Source organism: Rhizobium sp. AQ_MP (assembly GCF_014237835.1).
GTDB lineage: Bacteria > Pseudomonadota > Alphaproteobacteria > Rhizobiales > Rhizobiaceae > Allorhizobium.
The window spans coordinates 1-16,976 of the sequence record NZ_JACJVI010000035.1; the positions used below are offsets into that span (position 1 = coordinate 1).

Consider the following 16,976-nt stretch of genomic DNA (forward strand, 5'->3'; position numbering starts at 1 on the left):
AGGTCTACCTCCACGCCTACAAGACCGTGTCCGAGGCCCGCGTCGGCATCGGCAGATATCTGACCTTCTACAACAGCTGACGCCCACATTCGTCCCTTGACCGGCAGACACCGGATCAGGCCTACTTCAACGCGCTGACACCAATGATGGTGGCGGCATAATCGAGGCGGAAATCCACTTAGCGAAACGCCCGAAGCTGTTCAGACAAACCGAGCCAGCTCTCTTTGCGTTGCCGGTGCTGTTTCTGTAACCCTCCTCCTTCTGCTGGCAACCTTCTATGCCTGAGATTGTTTGCCACCGCCTGTCAAACGATGGTCTGGCTCCAGCGGCGATCTGTTGCTCGCCAAGAGGGCGAACTCTGTGCCTTGATCAATCCGATCGCGCTGAGGCGTGACTGACCTGTCGCTCGGCGGGATTGGCAACCAGGCAAGCACGGGCCGCCTCCTTGAAGGCAAAGGTATCAATCGGCTTGTAAAGCACCGTGTGAACGCCCAGGCCATCCGCCTCCTGCCTCAGAGCCATATCCTGGTCTGAGGTGACCATCAGGATGGGAAGCGTGGCAAACCGGTCAATCATGCGAACCGCCTGGATCAGTTGAAGTCCGGACATCGCCCCCTTCAGCATGTTGTCGACGACAAGCAGCCTGTAGAACCTGCGGTGAACCTGTGCCAGCGCGTCAGTGCCATTGTCGACGACATCAACGTCGTCGTCGCAGGTCTTCAAGACGAGTCGCCTGAGAACCAGAGCATTGGTGGGATTGTCTTCGACCAGCAGGACAGTCATATCCACCTTCCTCAGACCAGCCCTCCATTTGAACGGCAAGAGGAGGATCAGTGAGCCGACATCAAGGAAGTGCCATTCATCGCGAAACCTGGCACAGCACTTCATAATATTCCCATAACGGCACATTAGAATTCCCTCTGGCCGTTATGCAGCAAGCCAAATTTGCCCGGGCGTCGCAGCAGCGCTAACCCTGGATTTGCACGACGGCAGCGATCGTTCCTGTCATGGACTTTCGACTTCTACCCGCGGCAGCACATTGGGTGAAGCTGTCAATGGGCGTGCAAAATTGGCTCTGACTCACTTTTGATGAATTCTTGGCGTCGGCTTGCGTTGGTCTTGCAAAAGGAATCAGCGCCATGGTTCATTCGCTTCGCCCCTCCGCACTCGTGCCTCGAGGCTTTGTCATCGATGAGACAGCTTCTGTTGGGGACGCGATCATGCTCGCTGTCCGATCGGCGGATATGTTCAGCCGTTGTCCAGGCTGCGGAACAAGATCGGAGCGGATACACAGTCGTTATCATCGGAGGCTCACCGGTCGATTGGCGAAGGATGCCGGAACGCTGTAGCGATTGCGCTCCAGATGCACGAGGCAGGTTGGCGTGACCCGCTTCGTATATTCGACGAACCCGTCGAACGGCCTGGAGAGCGCCATGAGAGCTGGGACTTCCTCGGCCCAGATGTCGGCAATGGTGCCACGCATCTGACCGTGGGGTGTCTTGGCCCAGAACTCCTTGCAACGCTCCTCGAGCCAATCGTTCAGGGCCCCCAGTCATGGAAAGCGCGGGATCGGTTGAAAGAAGCGATGACGCGCATCCTGCACGTTCTTCTCGACCTGTCCCTTCTCCCAGCCGGAAGCCGGATTGCAGAACTCGGGCTCGAACACATAATGGCTGGCCATCGCCATGAAGCGGACGTTGACGTCGCGCTCCTTGCCACGACCGACCTTGTCGATTGCCGTGCGCATGTTGTCGTAGATGCCGCGACCAATGACGCCACCGAAGACACGGAAGGCATGGTTATGGGCATCGAACAGCATCTCATGCGTCTGCAGGAGGTATGCCCGGACGATGAAGGCCTTGGAGTAGCTCAGCTTCGTGTGGGCGATCTGCAGCTTGGTGCGCTCATTGCCGATGATCGCCCAATCTTCTGACCAGTCGAACTGGAAGGCCTCGCCTGGTTCGAACGTCAGGGGCACAAATGTCCCACGGCCCGTCGTCTGCAATTCCCTCTGACGATCATTGCGCCATTCCCGCGCAAATGCCGCCACACGATTGTAGGACCCCTTCTAGCCGAGGCTGACAAGATCAACGTGTGGCTGCTTCATCGTCCGCTTCTGCTTGCGGCCTTTCTTCGACTCCGTCTTCAGCCAGGCCGACAACCTATCTGCAAACGGATCAAGCTTGCTCGGCCTCTCCGGCACGTTGAACTTTGGCTCCACTCCGTCGGCGCGCAGATATTTACGGATGGTATTCCGGGACAAGCCGGTCCTGCGGCAAATCTCCCGGATCGATAGATGCTCTCGAAAATGCCAGCGCCGGATCACGCTCAGTAACGCCATGTCGATCACTCCAGAGCCCCCGCTGAAAACATGCGAGGCACGGTTGAAACATGGGTCAATTCTCAATGGAAATATCTGGCTGCGCCGGGTCAGCTCTCAGTGGAAATCAACACCGCATAGCCGCTCGGATGAATGGCTGCTCCACATCGGCCATACAGATGCAAACCAAGCCCCGCATCTGTATGGGCCCCGCCGGTCGTCTCCGCCTCGAGCGGAATCGAACTCTCGACACCATGTTTGTCTTCGCCACTTCGAAACCGATCAACTCCTTGGCTTTCGAAGCGGACGACAGCCTATTCTTCAAACGGAAGTTCAATGTCTTCGCGGTTCTTCTTTGCTCCCTCGATCAGGGCCGTCTTGAACCGCTCGGCATCTTGTGCCGGCAGCATTCCCGCCCCGGTTCGCATACCTTCCTGCCACGCAGGTCCGCGCTCCCAAGCTTCGTTGTAGACTAGCGCCAGGTCGGCGGATCGCCTCGTCTGCTGCAGGGCTTCAAAGAGCACCGCAGCTTGGCGAATGTCCTTGTCTCGCTTCGCCGGCCCCTGCCCGTCAGTGTGTCGGCGGCTGGCGACGATGAGCTTGTGGACCGCATACCGGGACGGATCAGGGACGACGACTGGGACACCACTTCGGTGGAGCAGCATCGTTCTGACTGGATCCCTGATGAGGAAGTCGAGAAAGCGCAGCGGATCCGCGCTGGCACCGCCGAGGGCGGGCATCTTCGCCGGCTGGTCGATGTAGTCGTCCGAACCACGGTTCGACGTCAGGAATTCAACCCGATAGCCGTCGGCATTCTGGAAAGCCGACGAGGCCGCGGATCCCGATCGATGGGGAACTGGCCGGAAGCTGGCGTCGACGCCCTGCAGCAGTTCAATGATCGGAGGCAGGCTGTCTTCAACCTCCCGGCTGATGGCATAGTCTTGGGCGATGTCCGCATCGCCGGTCAGGATCGCAGCCATGGGAAGGCGGACGCCTAGCAGTCCTGAATAGCACTGGAAGGCCACCGTGCCGATGAGAACACCCCGAAGTCGAAAGAGACCGCCTCCGGCGAGGGCCTCGACGATGTCACCCGACATGGCGTCAGGGGCGATCATCCCGCCTTCGCGGGTCAGGGTATTTACCAAGCGCCTGCGAGCGCGTAAATCGTCCTTGTCCCGCTTATGATCGCCGACGCGCTGCGATATATCCGGATCGTCGGCAGGACCGACGTAACGACGTTTCGTACCACCGTGTCCATCCGGGATGTCGAAGTACCAGTATTTGCGACCCTTGATGCTTGCGGGCGTGAACCGACCCTCCGGAGGGAAATCGGCCGTCCAAGCGGCGTCGAGCGAGCGTTGACCTAGCTCGGCAAGCATCGTCTGGTACATGAGGTCAATAGACTTCATAAGCTCGATTGCATCGTTATACTGTTTTTCAAAAACAGTATAACCGGCGATAGGATAGCGGGCAAGGTTGGACGATAGCGATTGCTCTTGAAAGGAATCGAACCGACGGCCTCTTAGTCAAAGTTTGGACCATTCCATGGATTGATAACTCTCAATCCAGCGGCTTTGAACGGGCTTGTGTCTCTCGTCGCCACAACTAGACCCCTCTCTGCAGCTATGGCCGCAATCAACCCATCGGCCATACCGATCGCTCTACCGGATGCTCGCGCGCCTGCCATCAGTTCAGAGTAGAACTGCGAGGTGCTTAGCGTGAAGGGCAGAATTCGCTCAACAAAATGCGGTAACACCTCATCCTCAAGACGGGTTCGGAAGATAGTTTGGCGACGCCCGGTAGGCATTGATGCGACGCCGAACCGAAGCTCTGCAACTGATATCGCTGAGATAAAGAGCGTTTCGATCGCTTGGGCATCCAACCAAGCCACAACCTCTGCAGCGGGAGCCGGCTTCCACGGCTCTGATATCACGTTGGTGTCAATCAAGATCATTCGAAAGTCATCGGTTCAGCTGGCGTCTTATCGCGCTGTTGCAGAGCTTCAACATCTCTATCTGACAGGTCGGCCTCGCGACCGATGGCCACGAGCAATGACCCGAGCTTTACGCGCTGAGACGGGCGAACCGCGGCCTCGAGGATGTCACGAATTTCCGCCTCAGTGCTCCGGCCATGGTGAGCTGCTCTCATACGCAGAGCGCGGTGGGTTTCATCAGAAAGATTCCGAATGGTAACTGCCGGCATCTCTATGACCTCATTCAGCCAACAACGCTGATATCAATCTAATATATATGATATCATTATTCAAGCGGTTCACGGCGAGGAAAGAGGAGAATCAGAGGCGAATTTCCGTGATCCATTTAGAGTTCTGCGGGATCCTTGTGCGGCGTAACCGTTAATTATGAAACACGCTGAACTACAGGTTCTCAGGTTAGGCTCGGCAACTGTATTCTTAAGGCAGCGGCTATCAGACGCAGACTGCCAACACACTGAGCTCAAAGCGCATTCTCAGCCGATCAGAAACCATGCCGATCCCTTCCCTCGTTATGTATATCGATTGATATAACAAATAAGGAGCGGAAATGTTCCTTACGTCTCTGATGACGGTCGAGTTCTATTGACCTGAGCCCCGACTTCCCTCCATTTTTCGGGAGAGTCTTGGGTTTTTAATCTGGCCTTATGCGGCCTGTTTTTCCATAGCCATTTTCATTGCGAACTCTCTGGGTGTGATGTTGCCCAGCGACGAGTGGGGTCTGTTCCTGTTGTAATCCTCCTTCCATGCGGTGATGGCTGCGCGGGCCTGAGTGAGCGTCGAGAACAGGGTCTCGTTGAGGCACTCGTCGCGGAAGCTCCCGTTGAAGCTTTCGACGAAGCCGTTCTGCATCGGCTTGCCTGGGGCGATGTAGTGCCATTCGACCTCGGTCTCCTGGCACCATTTAAGGATGGCCATGCTGGTCATCTCCGTGCCGTTGTCCGAGACAATCGTCTTCGGCTTTCCCCGTCTGGCGATGAGACTATCCAGCTCGCGGGCAAGCCTCGCCCCCGACAGGGATGTATCGGCGACCAGGCACAGGCATTCACGGGTGAAGTCGTCGACCACCGCCAGAACACGGAACCGGCGGCCGTCGGTGAAGGCATCGCTGACGAAGTCCAGGCTCCAGCGCTCATTGGGGCGTGAGGGCAGAGCCAGAGGACACCTTGTCCCCAAGGCCCGCTTCCTGCCACCACGCTTGCGCACCGTCAGCTTCTCCTCGCGATAGAGACGTCGAAGCTTCTTCAGGTTCATGACGATCCCCTGCCGGTCGAGCATCACGTGGATGCGCCGGTAACCGAAGCGTCGGCGCTCGGACGCCACCTTCTTCATCGCCTCCCGAATGGCAGCATCGTCACGCCGCACGCTGCGGTATCGCATGCTCGACCGATCCACCGACAGAACCTCGCACGCCCGACGCTGGCTCACCCCATGCTGCGCACAGACGTGAACCACCGCATCCCGCTTCACATCGGGCGTCACCATTAATGGGATGGTCCGCCTCGTCCTCCCGCCGCATCATGAGGCGGTCAAAACCAAAGGAGGTTGCTATGCCTAAACGCAATGTGCCGCGTCCCGCGGCGGTCTATGGGATTGATATTGGGAAGAACATTTTCCACGTCGTGGCGTTGGGCAGCGACGGTATGGTCGTCCAACGGGTTCGGTTCCGACGGGACACGTTGCTTCAGTTCTTCCAGCGGGCAGAACCCGCGACTGTGGGGATGGAATCATGCGCGGGGTCTCAGTGGATTGCGAGGAAGATCCAGGCGCTCGGGCACAAGGTACGGCTGATCCCGGCCCAGTTTGTGAAGCCCTACGTTAAGTCGAACAAGAGTGACATCATCGACGCGGAGGCCATCGCTGAGGCCGCCACGCGACCAACGATGCGATTTGCTGCACTCAAGACTGAGGAGCAGGCCGACCTTCAAGCCTTGCACCGGGTGCGTGACCAGATGATCGGCACACGAACCCGCTTGATAAACCAGATGCGGGCGTTTTGCCTCGAATATGGTGTGGCGCCACGGCAGGGTGCAGGTCTGTTCAAGCTCGACCTGCCCGAAGCTCTCAAAGATCCTGCAAACGATCTGTCGCCGGCAATGCGCAAACTGCTCGGCGAGCTGTTTGACGATCTGCGTCAGTTGGAAAAGCGGATTGCTGATGTCACGCGCGAGATCGAAGCAATCGCTGATCGAGAGGATGCTGCACGTCGGCTCATGACAATCCCCGGGATCGGAGCTCTCGGTGCGACAGCACTGCTTGCTGCTATTGGAAACGGCAGACAGTTCCAAAAAGCGCGTGATCTGGCCGCATGGTTGGGGCTTGTGCCGCGAGAATATTCGACCGGAGGGAAGCAGAAGCTTCTCGGGATCAGCAAGCGAGGCAACCGGTATGTCCGTAAGCTGCTGGTCCATGGTGCCCGATCCTGCTTCCGACACCTCGACCGAACAAAGGATCGACTGGGAAGTTGGCTGGATGGTCTTCAAGCCCGAATGCATCCAAACAAAGCTGTTGTCGCACTTGCCGCCAAAATGGCCCGGATAGTCTGGGTCGTCCTGACCAAACCTGGAGCGCTTTACGAACGCAGAGACCCTGCCTTCACCTGACGCTCCTGGTTCCATTGCAAGGCTCGGGAATAGTGATGACGAAACAGTGGATCAACATGCCGTAAGCCCTGTGCAAAAAAGCGGGCTTTCGTACCCGAACCATTTATTGGGAACGGCGTGTGCGGATCTCATCATGGCCTGGCAGCAACCGCAGCCCACTCGCGAGAGGCCGGATACATTTATGCAACTGGAATCGTCATTTACGATGTCGCGAACCCTTGCACGGACGAGGCGGACCATACATTTTTTGCAGCGACATCCTTCAGGATCGCATTATCCAGCATGGCCTCGGCGAGCAGCTTCTTCAGTTTGGCATTCTCGTCCTCAAGCGCCTTCAGCTTGCGGGCATCCGACACGTCCATGCCGCCATACTTCGCCTTGTATTTGTAGAAGGTTGCATCCGAGATGCCGTGCTTGCGGCAAACATCAACCGTCTTCGCGCCCGCCTCCTGCTCCTTCAATATCCCGATGATCTGTTCTTCCGTGAACCGTGAACGCTTCATCCGTCCGTCTCCTTGATGTGACGGACTCTACCAAACTCTGGAGGAAGTTCAGGGGCTCAGGTCACAGATCTTGTGATAACCGGAAGGCCGAATAATCAGCCGCATGCACGATTAGTTACTACCCGCGGACGGGATCGCTATGACACTACGAGACGCCATTGAGCAGCGCTATCCCCATACCGGCGGACTCGTTCACGCCATGCGCGAGCGGCTCATCAGCGTTTGTGAAGAGTATCTGGCGAATGGCTATGGCGACGGAAACGCCGAGCAGCGGCTTAGCTCAGCCGATCTCCATATTTATTGGCAACAACTTTCTGAGGTTTTGCTCGCCCATCAGCTAACGGCGGCTGGCATCGCATTCTTGCACCAAGCCGCGGGACCGGACTTCCGAATCGACGATAATGGTCGACGGATCTGGATCGAAGTTGTTACGCCGACGCCCGCGAATGTCCCCGTGGCGTGGCTCGCCCCGGCGGATAATGGCGTGCGCAATTTTCCTCATCAAGAAATCCTTCTGCGCTGGACTGCCGCGATTAAAGCGAAGGCTGAAGTATTACTCGGTAATGCCGACATCGCCGGTTACTTGGCAAGCGGCGTTGTAGCGCCGGAAGACTGTTACGTGATCGCGGTCAATGGTCGGCTCATGCGGGGGGGTGATGGCGCATTCGATGCACTTTATGGAATCAGCCAGTTCCCATTCGCGGTTGAGGCGACCCTGGCTGTCGGCCCGCTTCAAGTATGCTTTGACCGTGAGACGCTTGAAGCCTCAGAGCCGGAACACCAGCGCCGCTATGAAATCCACAAGCCGCGAGGACTACCTGTTCCGGCGGACACGTTCCTCGACGCGAAATTCGCTCCGATCAGCGCGATTTGGGCCACCGACATTGATGAATTCACACTTCTGGATCGGCCTGCAAAAATGGTCGCAGTTCACAATCCCGCAGCAACACATTCAATTCCGGTCGGCTTTCTTCCCGCGAACGATGAATATGTCGCCCAGATCCTCGATGAGAATACCTATCAGCTTGATCGAATTGAAGGCCGAACGGCACCACCGAAAGAGATTTCCGTTGTCGTCGATGTCCCATGAAGCATGGAGACTTTGTACGACCCTCGGTCCTTAGCGATGTCCGTTTTCAGGTCGAAGCAAAATTCGCTTCTACGGCTGACATGGAGGCGCAAAGCAGCCACTCCCCCTTGACGTCACTCGCCGTCAAGAATGCTCTCCACCGCCTCGCGATCCAGCACCTGCTGTTCGAACAAGGCCGCCGTCAGCCGATCGAGCCGCTCGCGGTTTCCATTGAGCACATCCGTCGCCTTCGCCAACGCCTTCTCCAAGCGCGCGTGAACGCGAGCAGCAAGATCAGGATGCGCATCGAGCACGACAGTCGGATCCTTGTCGTCACGGTAGAGGAGCGGCTGCACCGCCCCAAAGCCAAGACTGCGCTCCAACGCCAAGGCAAGTCTGGTCGCACGACCAAGATCACTGTCGTCTGATCCCGCCGAACCAACTGAGACCAAACAGAAGACAATCTGCTCTGCCGCCCTCCCGGCCAACAACATTGCTAGCAAGTCTTCCCGATAGCCGAGCGTATCACTGCCGGACCTCTGGAACGCTAGAAGACTGTACCCGCCGTCGGGCATATCGATCGTAATCCCCTGGATCGGCCCGAGCTTGAGGACGTGATGGACGATTGCATGGCCAGCCTCATGGACAGCGAAGCGCCAACGCAAATCATGCGGAAGCTCTGGCCTGTTCATGCGGATGCCGTCCTCCAGATCCTTATATCGGACCGGACGCTTCTGCCTTCGGGCGACCTGGCGGGCCTCGCGTACGATGCGCTCGACATCGGCCCCCGTTAATCCCATTGCGCGCGTCCCCAGACGCTTGAGGACCGATTGAACGTCACTCTCACTTGGCCCGGTATTGGTCATGGCTTGATCCGTCATTGGCTTCCTCCATTGAGCGCTGCTTGTTGACTCAGACTGGCGCCGGTGTCCGAGGGCAGCTCGGCGATCGCGGGCTGCTCCTTGTTTGTTTCCTGCCCTGCGGCGACCAGCAGCTTCAGATCCTCACCGAGATGATGCCGGAAGATTTCGGCAAGGGTCGCTGTGTCAGGCCGCGGGATCTCGATGTGGGTTTCCAGCCGCCCGGAGCGTTTCAGGGCCTCGTCGATCTGCTCCGGCCTGTTGGTCGCGCCGACGACAATGAGGCCTTCGCCCTTCACTGCCCCATCAACAAGCTCAAGCGCCTTGTTGACGACGCCATTCCAATAATCTGCGTATTCTCGCTCTGCCGGCTGGCGTTTTCCGATGCCGTCGATCTCGTCGATGAAGAGGATCGCAGGTGCCGTGGCCCGCGCTTCCGCAAAGGTTCTAGCCATACGGTTTAGGACGTCACTCAGATGCGCACCCTGCAACCAGGTCGAGACGGAGCTGACGACCAACGGCACCTGAAGACTATTGCAGAGCGCCCGGGCGAATGTCGTCTTACCGGTCCCGGGCGGTCCGGAGAGCAGCAGCTTGGTGCTCATGTCAGACCAAGGCAGGATCGAGGCGCGGTAGTCATCGAGATCAGCCTTCAGATCGAGCGCCCAGGTCTTCGCCTTGCCGTATCCAGGGAGCGTCTCGATCGCGAGGCTCGGCGGGCTCCCGTCTTCGCCCCAAGGCTCCGGCTGGATGACTTCCGCCCCGGACGGCTTGTCGCGTCTCCATCCTCCGCTGCTGCTGTCTTGCCCAGTAGCCGAGTTGTCGTGGTTTGCCTTGACAGGCTTTTGTTTCGACGTCTTAGAGCCACTTGAGGACCCGTCGCTCTCATCCTCGTCACTGTCGCCATCGCGCGCAGCAATGCGATTGCGCTCGGTGAGGGAAGCAAGGATCGCAACGACCTCGGCGGCACTGCGGCCAGGTCGGAATGCGAGCACAACGTCGTCGATCGTGAGGTAGTGAACATCATAGGAATTTGTCCACCGATCGAGCGGCAACCTGCCACCTGGGCCGTAGATGGCTTCGAGCATCAAGACGAGGAAGGGGTAATCGAGCCTCCCGCCCTCCAGGTTGATGTCAGCCGCGATCGCAATCTCGCCCGGAACACCTTTCGCATCTTCGCAGATTGCAACGACGGGGTAGTCACGCCGCAGCGCATTGAAGAGCCGCCGCTGCAGATTGCCGCCTGCCACACGACGCAAGAGGTGTCCAAGCAGCAGAACGTAGGTCCTGCCCGGGCCTTCGTCCCCGGCGATGGTCGTGTCGTCATAGACATACTCCCCATCGAGCCCCTTGAGATCGCCACCGGGTACAAAGCCCGGAACTTCGATCAGCCGTCGGATTGCCGATTCGAAGCCGATGATCGGCGCATGCAAGGCGATCACCGGAGCCGGCATCGCCGCCGCGCGTGTCATGGCAGCCAGGGTCACACGGGCTCTCTCGATCGTCCGGGCAAGGACGATCGCAGCGATGATGTTGGTGACGAGGGGTCCTTTGCCCGCTTGGCCAATGAGGCTTAGGGCATTGGCGCGGTCTGCATGATCAGCGTCAGACAGGCGCTCACTTTTGGAACCGGACTTCCGCCGAGATGCCGACCGCAGACCTGCGGGTACAGATGTGCCTTCGACGGATCCCGCCATTGGCTGCAGATAGTCGCCGAAGTGCCGCCGCACCCAAGCGAGATCCTTCTCGCGATCGCCGGTGAGGTAGGACGTATCGAACGTAGGCGTATAGCGGCGAACCATGTGAGCACCGATTTGGGTGGCCTTCACCTCCAGCAATCCGTTGCGAAGCGCATTGCGCCTCGCCTCGCGCCGGGCAAGCTGTTCGAGCCGGTGAACAAACAGACGGGCGATCTTACTCATCGATCTTGCCCTCCTCGGTTTCGGCAATAATTGCCAAACCCGATCTGCCCATGTCTCGCGCCCGCAACGTGCGTTTCATGAGACTGCCCGGTTCCGGCCGGGGGCGCTCGCGGACCCTGCGACGCTCGCGCTGCACGGCGGCGTTGCGGCTGCGCTTGGCGAGCCAGTCCATGACCACTTCGCAGGCTGGATCGCCCCGCTCGATATGGACCAGCAGGTGGGCCATCACGCGCGGCGGCACGGTGCCAGTCAGTCCGTCTTGGGTTCGAACGTGACCAAGTGCGAGGCCGATCGCGACGGCAGGATCATCCGTGGGCGATTGATCGGTGGGGACACTCCGGGCGCGGAGCAAGGCATTGTGGGGACGGTGGCAGTCGAGTGTCGTCGATAGGGTATTCGGGGCAACCGCTTCGCAACGCATGTGCGGCCCCTCCGAATGGATGTCAGAAGACATGGGAACTCCTTGGCCGGACCACATCGGGGCCCAGCGCAAACGTGGAATGGGGAACGGTGAGGAAAGCCGCGGGCGCCAAGCCATTGCGGCCAACGCCTGCAGCCCGACGACCAGCGTCTGGCTGCAGCGTTCAGATCATCGAGCGGATCGGGTCAGTGCGGCGCAGGGCGTCTGGCATAGCCGATGCGGAAGAAGACCGGGCGCGGCTCGTCGTCATCTATAGTATCGACCCGCTCGAAGCGCTCTTCGTCCCAAGGGTCGCGATCCAAATCTTCGTCAAACGATCGGGCAGCCATCTCTTCCTCAAATGTTCGGCTCGGACCGTTGAGGTTGATCCGAGGTGGCTTCGGCGCAATCAGCGGCGCCAAGGCATCGCCCGTGCTCGTGACGAACCGCTCATCCACCCCAATCGCCTTTCGTGCTTCCACTTCGAGAACCTGTTGCACCCGCACACCGAAGCGTCTCCGCAGTTCGGCCATGCAGGCAGCGGCACCATCGATTTCCAGGAGGTCATCGATTTCGGAGAGCGCCCAGATGCCCGCGGCGTGATCACTCGGACGGCTGGCCCCATCGACGATTGCGACTTCAACGGTATCGACCATCAAGCGCTTTTGTGTCTTGTAAAGCCAGTCCGGCAACACCAGAGCCGAAGCCATCATCTTCATCTTGAGTTCCTCAAGCCGGCTCGTGTCGCCGTAGGACGCGAGCGATCGCTTGAGGTCGAGGATGTATGCCGTGTGTCGCGCACGGTTCACCACGATCAAGTCCGGCGTGTAGCTGCCCTTTGCCGGTGACTCGCAATCAAGTTTGATACCGTCGAGGCTCGACCAATCATTGCCGGACACAGCTTCGAGAGCGGCTTTCACGAGCGGCAGTTTAAGCGACTGCGTCAGCACCAAAACGTTTGGATTCGCTCTCGCCACCCGCTCGAACGCGTATTCGAGGAGCTTCCCCTCCCTGAACGACACCGCACGCACGAGCGAGGCGATGTGAACGTAGTGGCCCAAAATCTCGTCTTCGGCCGGTTCGCCGTCCATGATGGCTGTGATGGCGCGATCGATGAGCACATCGAGATCGGCCTCAACCTCGGCGAAGCGTACGAGGTGTGGATGCCGGCGCAACACGGCGGGTTCACGGATCGGCGCGGCAGCCACGTTGCGGCCAAAACCAAACGGGCGCGGGCGGGAGCCTGACATCGCCGATGCGCTCGCGTTGACGAGTGAGTTGAGAACTTCCCCATAGGGAACAGAAGCGGTATTCGTGCTCATAGCCCGATTCCTTCTAAGCAAGGTTGACGGTCAGGCCCTTGTCAGTGGTGCAAACACTGGCTTGGGCCGCTTGCTCCGTTGATCGGAACGCGCTTACCCTGGCAGGACCCGGGATCGGGCTCAAGGACCCAAACCAGCAAAATGAGAACGAAGCCGGTACAAGGTTAACGGCGGGCTCACGACCTCCCGCAAGACGCCCATGCCCTTCGCCGAATGCTGGCGGTCTTGTTCGGTTTCAGCCGGTCAGGCACCCAAACAAAAAAAGGGCCGACAAGCGGCCCCAGGGAAGGTTTGTGGGAAGGCAATTGTTGCCACCTTCCCGATCTCGACGCCGGTCACACCGCCATCACTGGCGAGGTCACTTCGTCGAGGTTTTCGTCTTCAACCTCCGCCTCGTCCTCAAACTCGTCCCCGACCTCGATCAGTTCAGACGTGTCGAGCGACGGAACCGCTTCGAGCAACTGGCGGCCTTCAACATCATCACTGCCGTCGACAGGGGCCCCGACGTTTGGGCTGGTCAGCTTCGCCTTCCGATCCTTCGAGATCGCCCAGGACAGGACCGGCACGGCTTCGGTCTCAAGCCACTTACGCAGATCGACCATTTTCGGCCAACGATCCTTGTCGGACAGTTGTGTCAGCACGGCTTCGACCCGCGCCCACTGACTGCCATTGGGGTACATCACGAGGCTTTTGTGCTCGCTCCTGATCTCAGACGACCCCACAAACTGCGTCAGATTGCGAAGTTCGTTTCGGGCGGTGCCTGCCGAGAGCGTCAGCGCCTCCTGCAGCTTTTCCTTATAGAGCCGCTTGGCTTTCAAAGCAGCATCCATGACCCCGACGATCGCCTGGATCCGGGCAAGGAAGATCTTCTGTCCCTCGCGAGATTTGAGAGCAATCAGCGCTTGAAGTCCGCTTACGCCGCCCAGGTCATATGGATTGGTGCGCGGCTTTTCCTGGCCATCAGACAGGATGGCTTTGGCATCCGAGACTCGGACCTGACCGTGCTCCTCGGCAAGCTTCAGCACCTGGCGGATTTTGTCCGGCTCCGCATGGGCGATCGTGAACAAGACGGTCGAACTGATATTGAGATCGATCATCTCGTCGCGGAACGCCTCGAGGTTCCGCGAGACGGCAATGAAGCCGGTCGCCGTGCGCGCAGCGATCCCGCAACGGGTATGCACCCATTTCGCGAACGTCCTGGCCTCCAGCACATCGGCGGCCTCATTGAGAATGTCGCCGATCAGGAAGGTCTGCTCCGTCGAGCGGCGTCCGAGCTCGAAGATGCGCTCGGCCTTGTTCTCGAGCAGGCCCTGAAGCGCTGGATCGATCTTCAGCTTTTCATATGTGTGGGCGGGGGTGGTGGGGGCCTTGGGCTTGGTCTTGGTGTTCATCTGGTACTCCAGTTACGCGTTACAATCATCCGACACGCAAAGGCATCGGATGAAGCTATTATCGCCAAGATCGGCAAACGATGCAAATCGCACTCAAATTCAATATAAGTAAAATCTATGTAACAACACCCAAACTCGCACCCAAATTCCCCATAAATACTATCAAATAAATCTGACGTTAACTATACTAATCGATAGATCAGACAATCATGATTCCATTTTTGGCGTCAATACATAACTCACCAAACAGGTGCATGTACACTTTCGCGGCCAGGCCTGCGTCCTGCTTGCCCGAGAGCCGCCTCGTGTGGGTAGGCAAAAAGCATTTTTTCCAAGCAGAGGCTGCTCGAAGTATTTTCTAGATCACCCAAGGTTCAGCCGCCAAGGGCTGTGGCGACGGTTAGAATGGCTCGCTTCGAGCCTCACAAGTCATCGCACGTCTGATCAAAGTGCACGCACGTCGAGACAAATTGCGGATCAGCGATTCCGAACTCTGGAGATCCGATTCAGAGCACTGGAACAGCATTTCTACAAACGCCGTTTGCGCTGATCCGGATGTTACGGCGCGCCTTGCCCTCTGCGACCCGTTCAGCCAGACGTGTCGAAGTGATCAAACTGTGGACACCAACAGCATTGGCCTCCGGTCGCTCCCATCATTCATCAGCGCTTAAACTCTCGCCGATACCCGTGATGATTGACGCATTCGTTCCGCTTGGGGATCAGGAGTTCCGATGAGTAAAAAAAGCCGTGTTGCCGCCGACCGGGCCGAGGCCTTGGAGTCCGCGCTCAGAACCATCGAGGCGATCGACCAGACCGCTCCAATGGCGCTCCTCGACATCGGGATTGCGCTCTCGGAAGTTTTTGACAAGAAGCCATCATCGAAGGTGGTGTCGTCTATCGTAGAACGAACCGGTATCAAACGGTCCGTTATAGAGCGGGCTTTGTACGCCGAGTTCGTCCTTACTCCTCATCGCCCGAACCTGGAACGCTTGGGCGTGTCCGCGGAAGTGGTCGCCGCTCTGGCTGAAGGGGAGGAGCAGGACGTTGACCGCGGCGCGCAGGCTCTTCAAACCTACCCCGGGATCTCTCTGGCCGACCTGCAGATCCTGATGACCTGGAGCGTCGAACCACGCGCCTATCAAGAGCCACACCATGCAATCCTCCGCTTCGATATGGCGAGCATGGAAGAGCTGGCAGCCATGAAGACACGCAGCGGGTTTCGTATCTTCCGGGAGATGCTCGCCCGCACCATTCATTTGATCGACCGCCTCGAAGAGGTCGGCTTTGACCACGACGAATCCGAAGCCATCCAGAGGCAACTGCAGATCGCCAGCGAGCACCTGGATACAATGATCGACAACCTGATCCTGCTGCCGCATCCGCTCGCCTCAAGCCCTAGCCACATGTTCCCGGCCTGGCCGCCCCTGGCGTCTCCGTGGAACCAGCTTCTTGATAGTCTAGTGGAGCTCCACGATGTCAGTGAGAGCTCCATGCCTGACGTCGTCAAAGTGCGCGCGATGATGCAACAGCTTCTGGGGTCGCCACAGCAGCCTTGATCCTGCCGGTGGAACCAGAGCGCACAAGCTGTCTCAAAGTGCAGGCAAATCATCCTGCCGCTATCTCACATCGAGACAAATTGCGCATCAGCGATTCGGAACTCTGGACATCCGATTCAGAACAGTGGAACGGCGTTCACACAAACGCCGTTTGCACGGATCAAGGTAACCTAAGCTGCCGTAATTCGCCCGCAACCTGTCTCAAATTGCGCATTCCTGATTCAGAGTTGAGGATTTCCGATTCATCAACCGGGATTTTCGATTCAGCCGCGAGCGCGGTTGCTGCGCTCATGCCGGTCTGGCATGCAGGCCACCTGTTGGTTTGAGGGAACGGGATGACACGCAAATCGGACGAGCTTCGCAATCGCGAACAGCGGGAACGCCAGCAGCGACTGCGCGACGCCGATCGCAAGGCAAGGCGCCCTAATCGCGACGATGTCGCCCGCACCGCCCTCTTCATGATCATTTCTGCGATGGCGGAACGTCGGGCGGAAGCGGAACTCGATGAGCTGCGGGATCGCGTGGTCGCTCTTCTGGTTCGTCAGGGCTTCGATGAGCGAGCATCGGATGCCGTATTCGATGAGCTTGCCGCCAAGTACCGAACGGGTGAGTGGCCGTTTCGTCGGAAGGTTCACCTGGACGAGGCAGACGGTGCCGAGCTTGAGGATTGATCAGGTTTCTCGCCTGCCCCTGATCGGTGGCTGCCAGATGCGCTATCGCGCATCGCCTGTCACAAACCGCGTTTGCAAGATCTGACACATTCCCCCCGTTACTTCACAAAACGGCGTTTGATTCTGAATCGGATTTCCGGAGAGAGAAACGGGCGCGCCGGAGCAGGATCTCGAATGTTAAAATTTGAAGTAATCGATCTGGTTTTCGTTCAACATGATCGAGTTAAGTCGGCCAGAAGGTTAATGCCAGCATTGACCGACATCGCTGCGCTGGCGATAAACGCGCCAGCTCCGGCAAGCGCCGTAGCCGGAATGCGCCTCAATGGAAGCCACTTGCAAGGGTGAAGTTGAGTAAATGAGATATGTGAT

At 58.4% G+C, this 16,976-nt stretch carries 13 protein-coding genes and 4 pseudogenes; 5 read left to right on the forward strand and 12 right to left on the reverse strand.

From position 1 onward, the window contains the following. Nucleotides 1–161 (forward strand): annotated as a pseudogene (locus H6M51_RS23680) (integrase core domain-containing protein); the annotation flags it as partial. Between the two features lie 208 nt (nucleotides 162–369). Here the strand turns inward: H6M51_RS23680 and H6M51_RS23685 are convergent. The 6 genes and pseudogenes from H6M51_RS23685 to H6M51_RS23705 form a co-directional block, all read right to left on the reverse strand. Next, nucleotides 370–783: a response regulator gene (locus H6M51_RS23685; protein WP_185812237.1), complete on the reverse strand. Its 414-nt coding sequence runs from the start codon at nucleotides 781–783 to the stop codon at nucleotides 370–372. A 520-nt stretch (nucleotides 784–1,303) separates the two neighbouring features. Beyond that, nucleotides 1,304–2,341: pseudogene (istA, locus tag H6M51_RS23690) on the reverse strand (IS21 family transposase); the annotation flags it as partial. A 293-nt stretch (nucleotides 2,342–2,634) separates the two neighbouring features. Further along, nucleotides 2,635–3,729, reverse strand: coding sequence for a GSU2403 family nucleotidyltransferase fold protein (locus H6M51_RS23695; protein ID WP_185812238.1), 1,095 nt, complete (start codon nucleotides 3,727–3,729; stop codon nucleotides 2,635–2,637). Between the two features lie 113 nt (nucleotides 3,730–3,842). Further along, nucleotides 3,843–4,274: a type II toxin-antitoxin system VapC family toxin gene (locus H6M51_RS23700; RefSeq protein ID WP_185812239.1), complete on the reverse strand. Its 432-nt coding sequence runs from the start codon at nucleotides 4,272–4,274 to the stop codon at nucleotides 3,843–3,845. Then, on the reverse strand, nucleotides 4,271–4,522 hold the full coding sequence (locus H6M51_RS24800; RefSeq protein ID WP_246780667.1) for a FitA-like ribbon-helix-helix domain-containing protein: 252 nt from the start codon (nucleotides 4,520–4,522) through the stop codon (nucleotides 4,271–4,273). The genes H6M51_RS23700 and H6M51_RS24800 overlap by 4 nt, the downstream gene beginning before the upstream one ends. 433 nt (nucleotides 4,523–4,955) lie before the next feature. Next, nucleotides 4,956–5,795: pseudogene (locus H6M51_RS23705) on the reverse strand (IS3 family transposase); the annotation flags it as partial. Nucleotides 5,796–5,860: 65 nt separating this feature from the next. Here H6M51_RS23705 and H6M51_RS23710 point away from each other — a divergent pair. Further along, nucleotides 5,861–6,913: an IS110 family transposase gene (locus H6M51_RS23710; protein WP_185812241.1), complete on the forward strand. Its 1,053-nt coding sequence runs from the start codon at nucleotides 5,861–5,863 to the stop codon at nucleotides 6,911–6,913. Nucleotides 6,914–7,152: 239 nt separating this feature from the next. Here the strand turns inward: H6M51_RS23710 and H6M51_RS23715 are convergent. Next, nucleotides 7,153–7,416: pseudogene (locus H6M51_RS23715) on the reverse strand (transposase); the annotation flags it as partial. A gap of 139 nt (nucleotides 7,417–7,555) precedes the next feature. On the opposite strand from H6M51_RS23715, the gene H6M51_RS23720 reads away from it, so the two are divergent. Continuing rightward, complete coding sequence (locus H6M51_RS23720; RefSeq protein WP_185812242.1) at nucleotides 7,556–8,506, forward strand: hypothetical protein; 951 nt, start codon at nucleotides 7,556–7,558, stop codon at nucleotides 8,504–8,506. 113 nt (nucleotides 8,507–8,619) lie between these two features. Here H6M51_RS23720 and H6M51_RS23725 read toward each other — a convergent pair whose 3' ends face one another. From H6M51_RS23725 to H6M51_RS23745, 5 genes are all read right to left on the reverse strand, one after another. After that, nucleotides 8,620–9,366 carry an ATP-dependent Zn protease gene (locus H6M51_RS23725; protein WP_185812243.1) on the reverse strand — a complete coding sequence of 249 codons (747 nt, stop codon included), beginning with the start codon at nucleotides 9,364–9,366 and terminating at the stop codon, nucleotides 8,620–8,622. Further along, entirely contained in the window at nucleotides 9,363–11,267 is a 1,905-nt protein-coding gene (locus H6M51_RS23730; RefSeq protein ID WP_185812244.1) for an ATP-binding protein, read from the reverse strand. Before H6M51_RS23730 ends, H6M51_RS23725 begins: the two co-directional genes overlap by 4 nt. Further along, nucleotides 11,260–11,721 carry a hypothetical protein gene (locus H6M51_RS23735; RefSeq protein ID WP_185812245.1) on the reverse strand — a complete coding sequence of 154 codons (462 nt, stop codon included), beginning with the start codon at nucleotides 11,719–11,721 and terminating at the stop codon, nucleotides 11,260–11,262. Before H6M51_RS23735 ends, H6M51_RS23730 begins: the two co-directional genes overlap by 8 nt. 152 nt (nucleotides 11,722–11,873) lie before the next feature. Beyond that, nucleotides 11,874–12,989 carry a hypothetical protein gene (locus tag H6M51_RS23740; protein ID WP_185812246.1) on the reverse strand — a complete coding sequence of 372 codons (1,116 nt, stop codon included), beginning with the start codon at nucleotides 12,987–12,989 and terminating at the stop codon, nucleotides 11,874–11,876. 335 nt (nucleotides 12,990–13,324) lie between these two features. After that, nucleotides 13,325–14,380: a hypothetical protein gene (locus tag H6M51_RS23745; protein ID WP_185812247.1), complete on the reverse strand. Its 1,056-nt coding sequence runs from the start codon at nucleotides 14,378–14,380 to the stop codon at nucleotides 13,325–13,327. Nucleotides 14,381–15,111: 731 nt separating this feature from the next. On the opposite strand from H6M51_RS23745, the gene H6M51_RS23750 reads away from it, so the two are divergent. Continuing rightward, nucleotides 15,112–15,936 carry a hypothetical protein gene (locus H6M51_RS23750; RefSeq protein ID WP_185812248.1) on the forward strand — a complete coding sequence of 275 codons (825 nt, stop codon included), beginning with the start codon at nucleotides 15,112–15,114 and terminating at the stop codon, nucleotides 15,934–15,936. 335 nt (nucleotides 15,937–16,271) lie between these two features. Next, on the forward strand, nucleotides 16,272–16,607 hold the full coding sequence (locus H6M51_RS23755) for a hypothetical protein (RefSeq protein ID WP_185812249.1): 336 nt from the start codon (nucleotides 16,272–16,274) through the stop codon (nucleotides 16,605–16,607). The last annotated feature ends 369 nt before the right edge of the window (nucleotides 16,608–16,976 follow it).

What these genes read in the sequence shown, in the direction of transcription:
- H6M51_RS24800 (WP_246780667.1), bottom strand. Translation starts at nt 4,522, where the DNA reads ATGCCGGCAGTTACCATTCGGAATCTTTCTGATGAAACCCACCGCGCT.
- H6M51_RS23745 (WP_185812247.1), bottom strand. Translation starts at nt 14,380, where the DNA reads ATGAACACCAAGACCAAGCCCAAGGCCCCCACCACCCCCGCCCACACA.
- H6M51_RS23695 (WP_185812238.1), bottom strand. Translation starts at nt 3,729, where the DNA reads ATGAAGTCTATTGACCTCATGTACCAGACGATGCTTGCCGAGCTAGGT.
- H6M51_RS23730 (WP_185812244.1), bottom strand. Translation starts at nt 11,267, where the DNA reads ATGAGTAAGATCGCCCGTCTGTTTGTTCACCGGCTCGAACAGCTTGCC.
- H6M51_RS23755 (WP_185812249.1), top strand. Translation starts at nt 16,272, where the DNA reads ATGACACGCAAATCGGACGAGCTTCGCAATCGCGAACAGCGGGAACGC.
- H6M51_RS23750 (WP_185812248.1), top strand. Translation starts at nt 15,112, where the DNA reads ATGAGTAAAAAAAGCCGTGTTGCCGCCGACCGGGCCGAGGCCTTGGAG.
- H6M51_RS23710 (WP_185812241.1), top strand. Translation starts at nt 5,861, where the DNA reads ATGCCTAAACGCAATGTGCCGCGTCCCGCGGCGGTCTATGGGATTGAT.
- H6M51_RS23720 (WP_185812242.1), top strand. Translation starts at nt 7,556, where the DNA reads ATGACACTACGAGACGCCATTGAGCAGCGCTATCCCCATACCGGCGGA.
- H6M51_RS23700 (WP_185812239.1), bottom strand. Translation starts at nt 4,274, where the DNA reads ATGATCTTGATTGACACCAACGTGATATCAGAGCCGTGGAAGCCGGCT.
- H6M51_RS23735 (WP_185812245.1), bottom strand. Translation starts at nt 11,721, where the DNA reads ATGTCTTCTGACATCCATTCGGAGGGGCCGCACATGCGTTGCGAAGCG.
- H6M51_RS23685 (WP_185812237.1), bottom strand. Translation starts at nt 783, where the DNA reads ATGACTGTCCTGCTGGTCGAAGACAATCCCACCAATGCTCTGGTTCTC.
- H6M51_RS23725 (WP_185812243.1), bottom strand. Translation starts at nt 9,366, where the DNA reads ATGACGGATCAAGCCATGACCAATACCGGGCCAAGTGAGAGTGACGTT.
- H6M51_RS23740 (WP_185812246.1), bottom strand. Translation starts at nt 12,989, where the DNA reads ATGAGCACGAATACCGCTTCTGTTCCCTATGGGGAAGTTCTCAACTCA.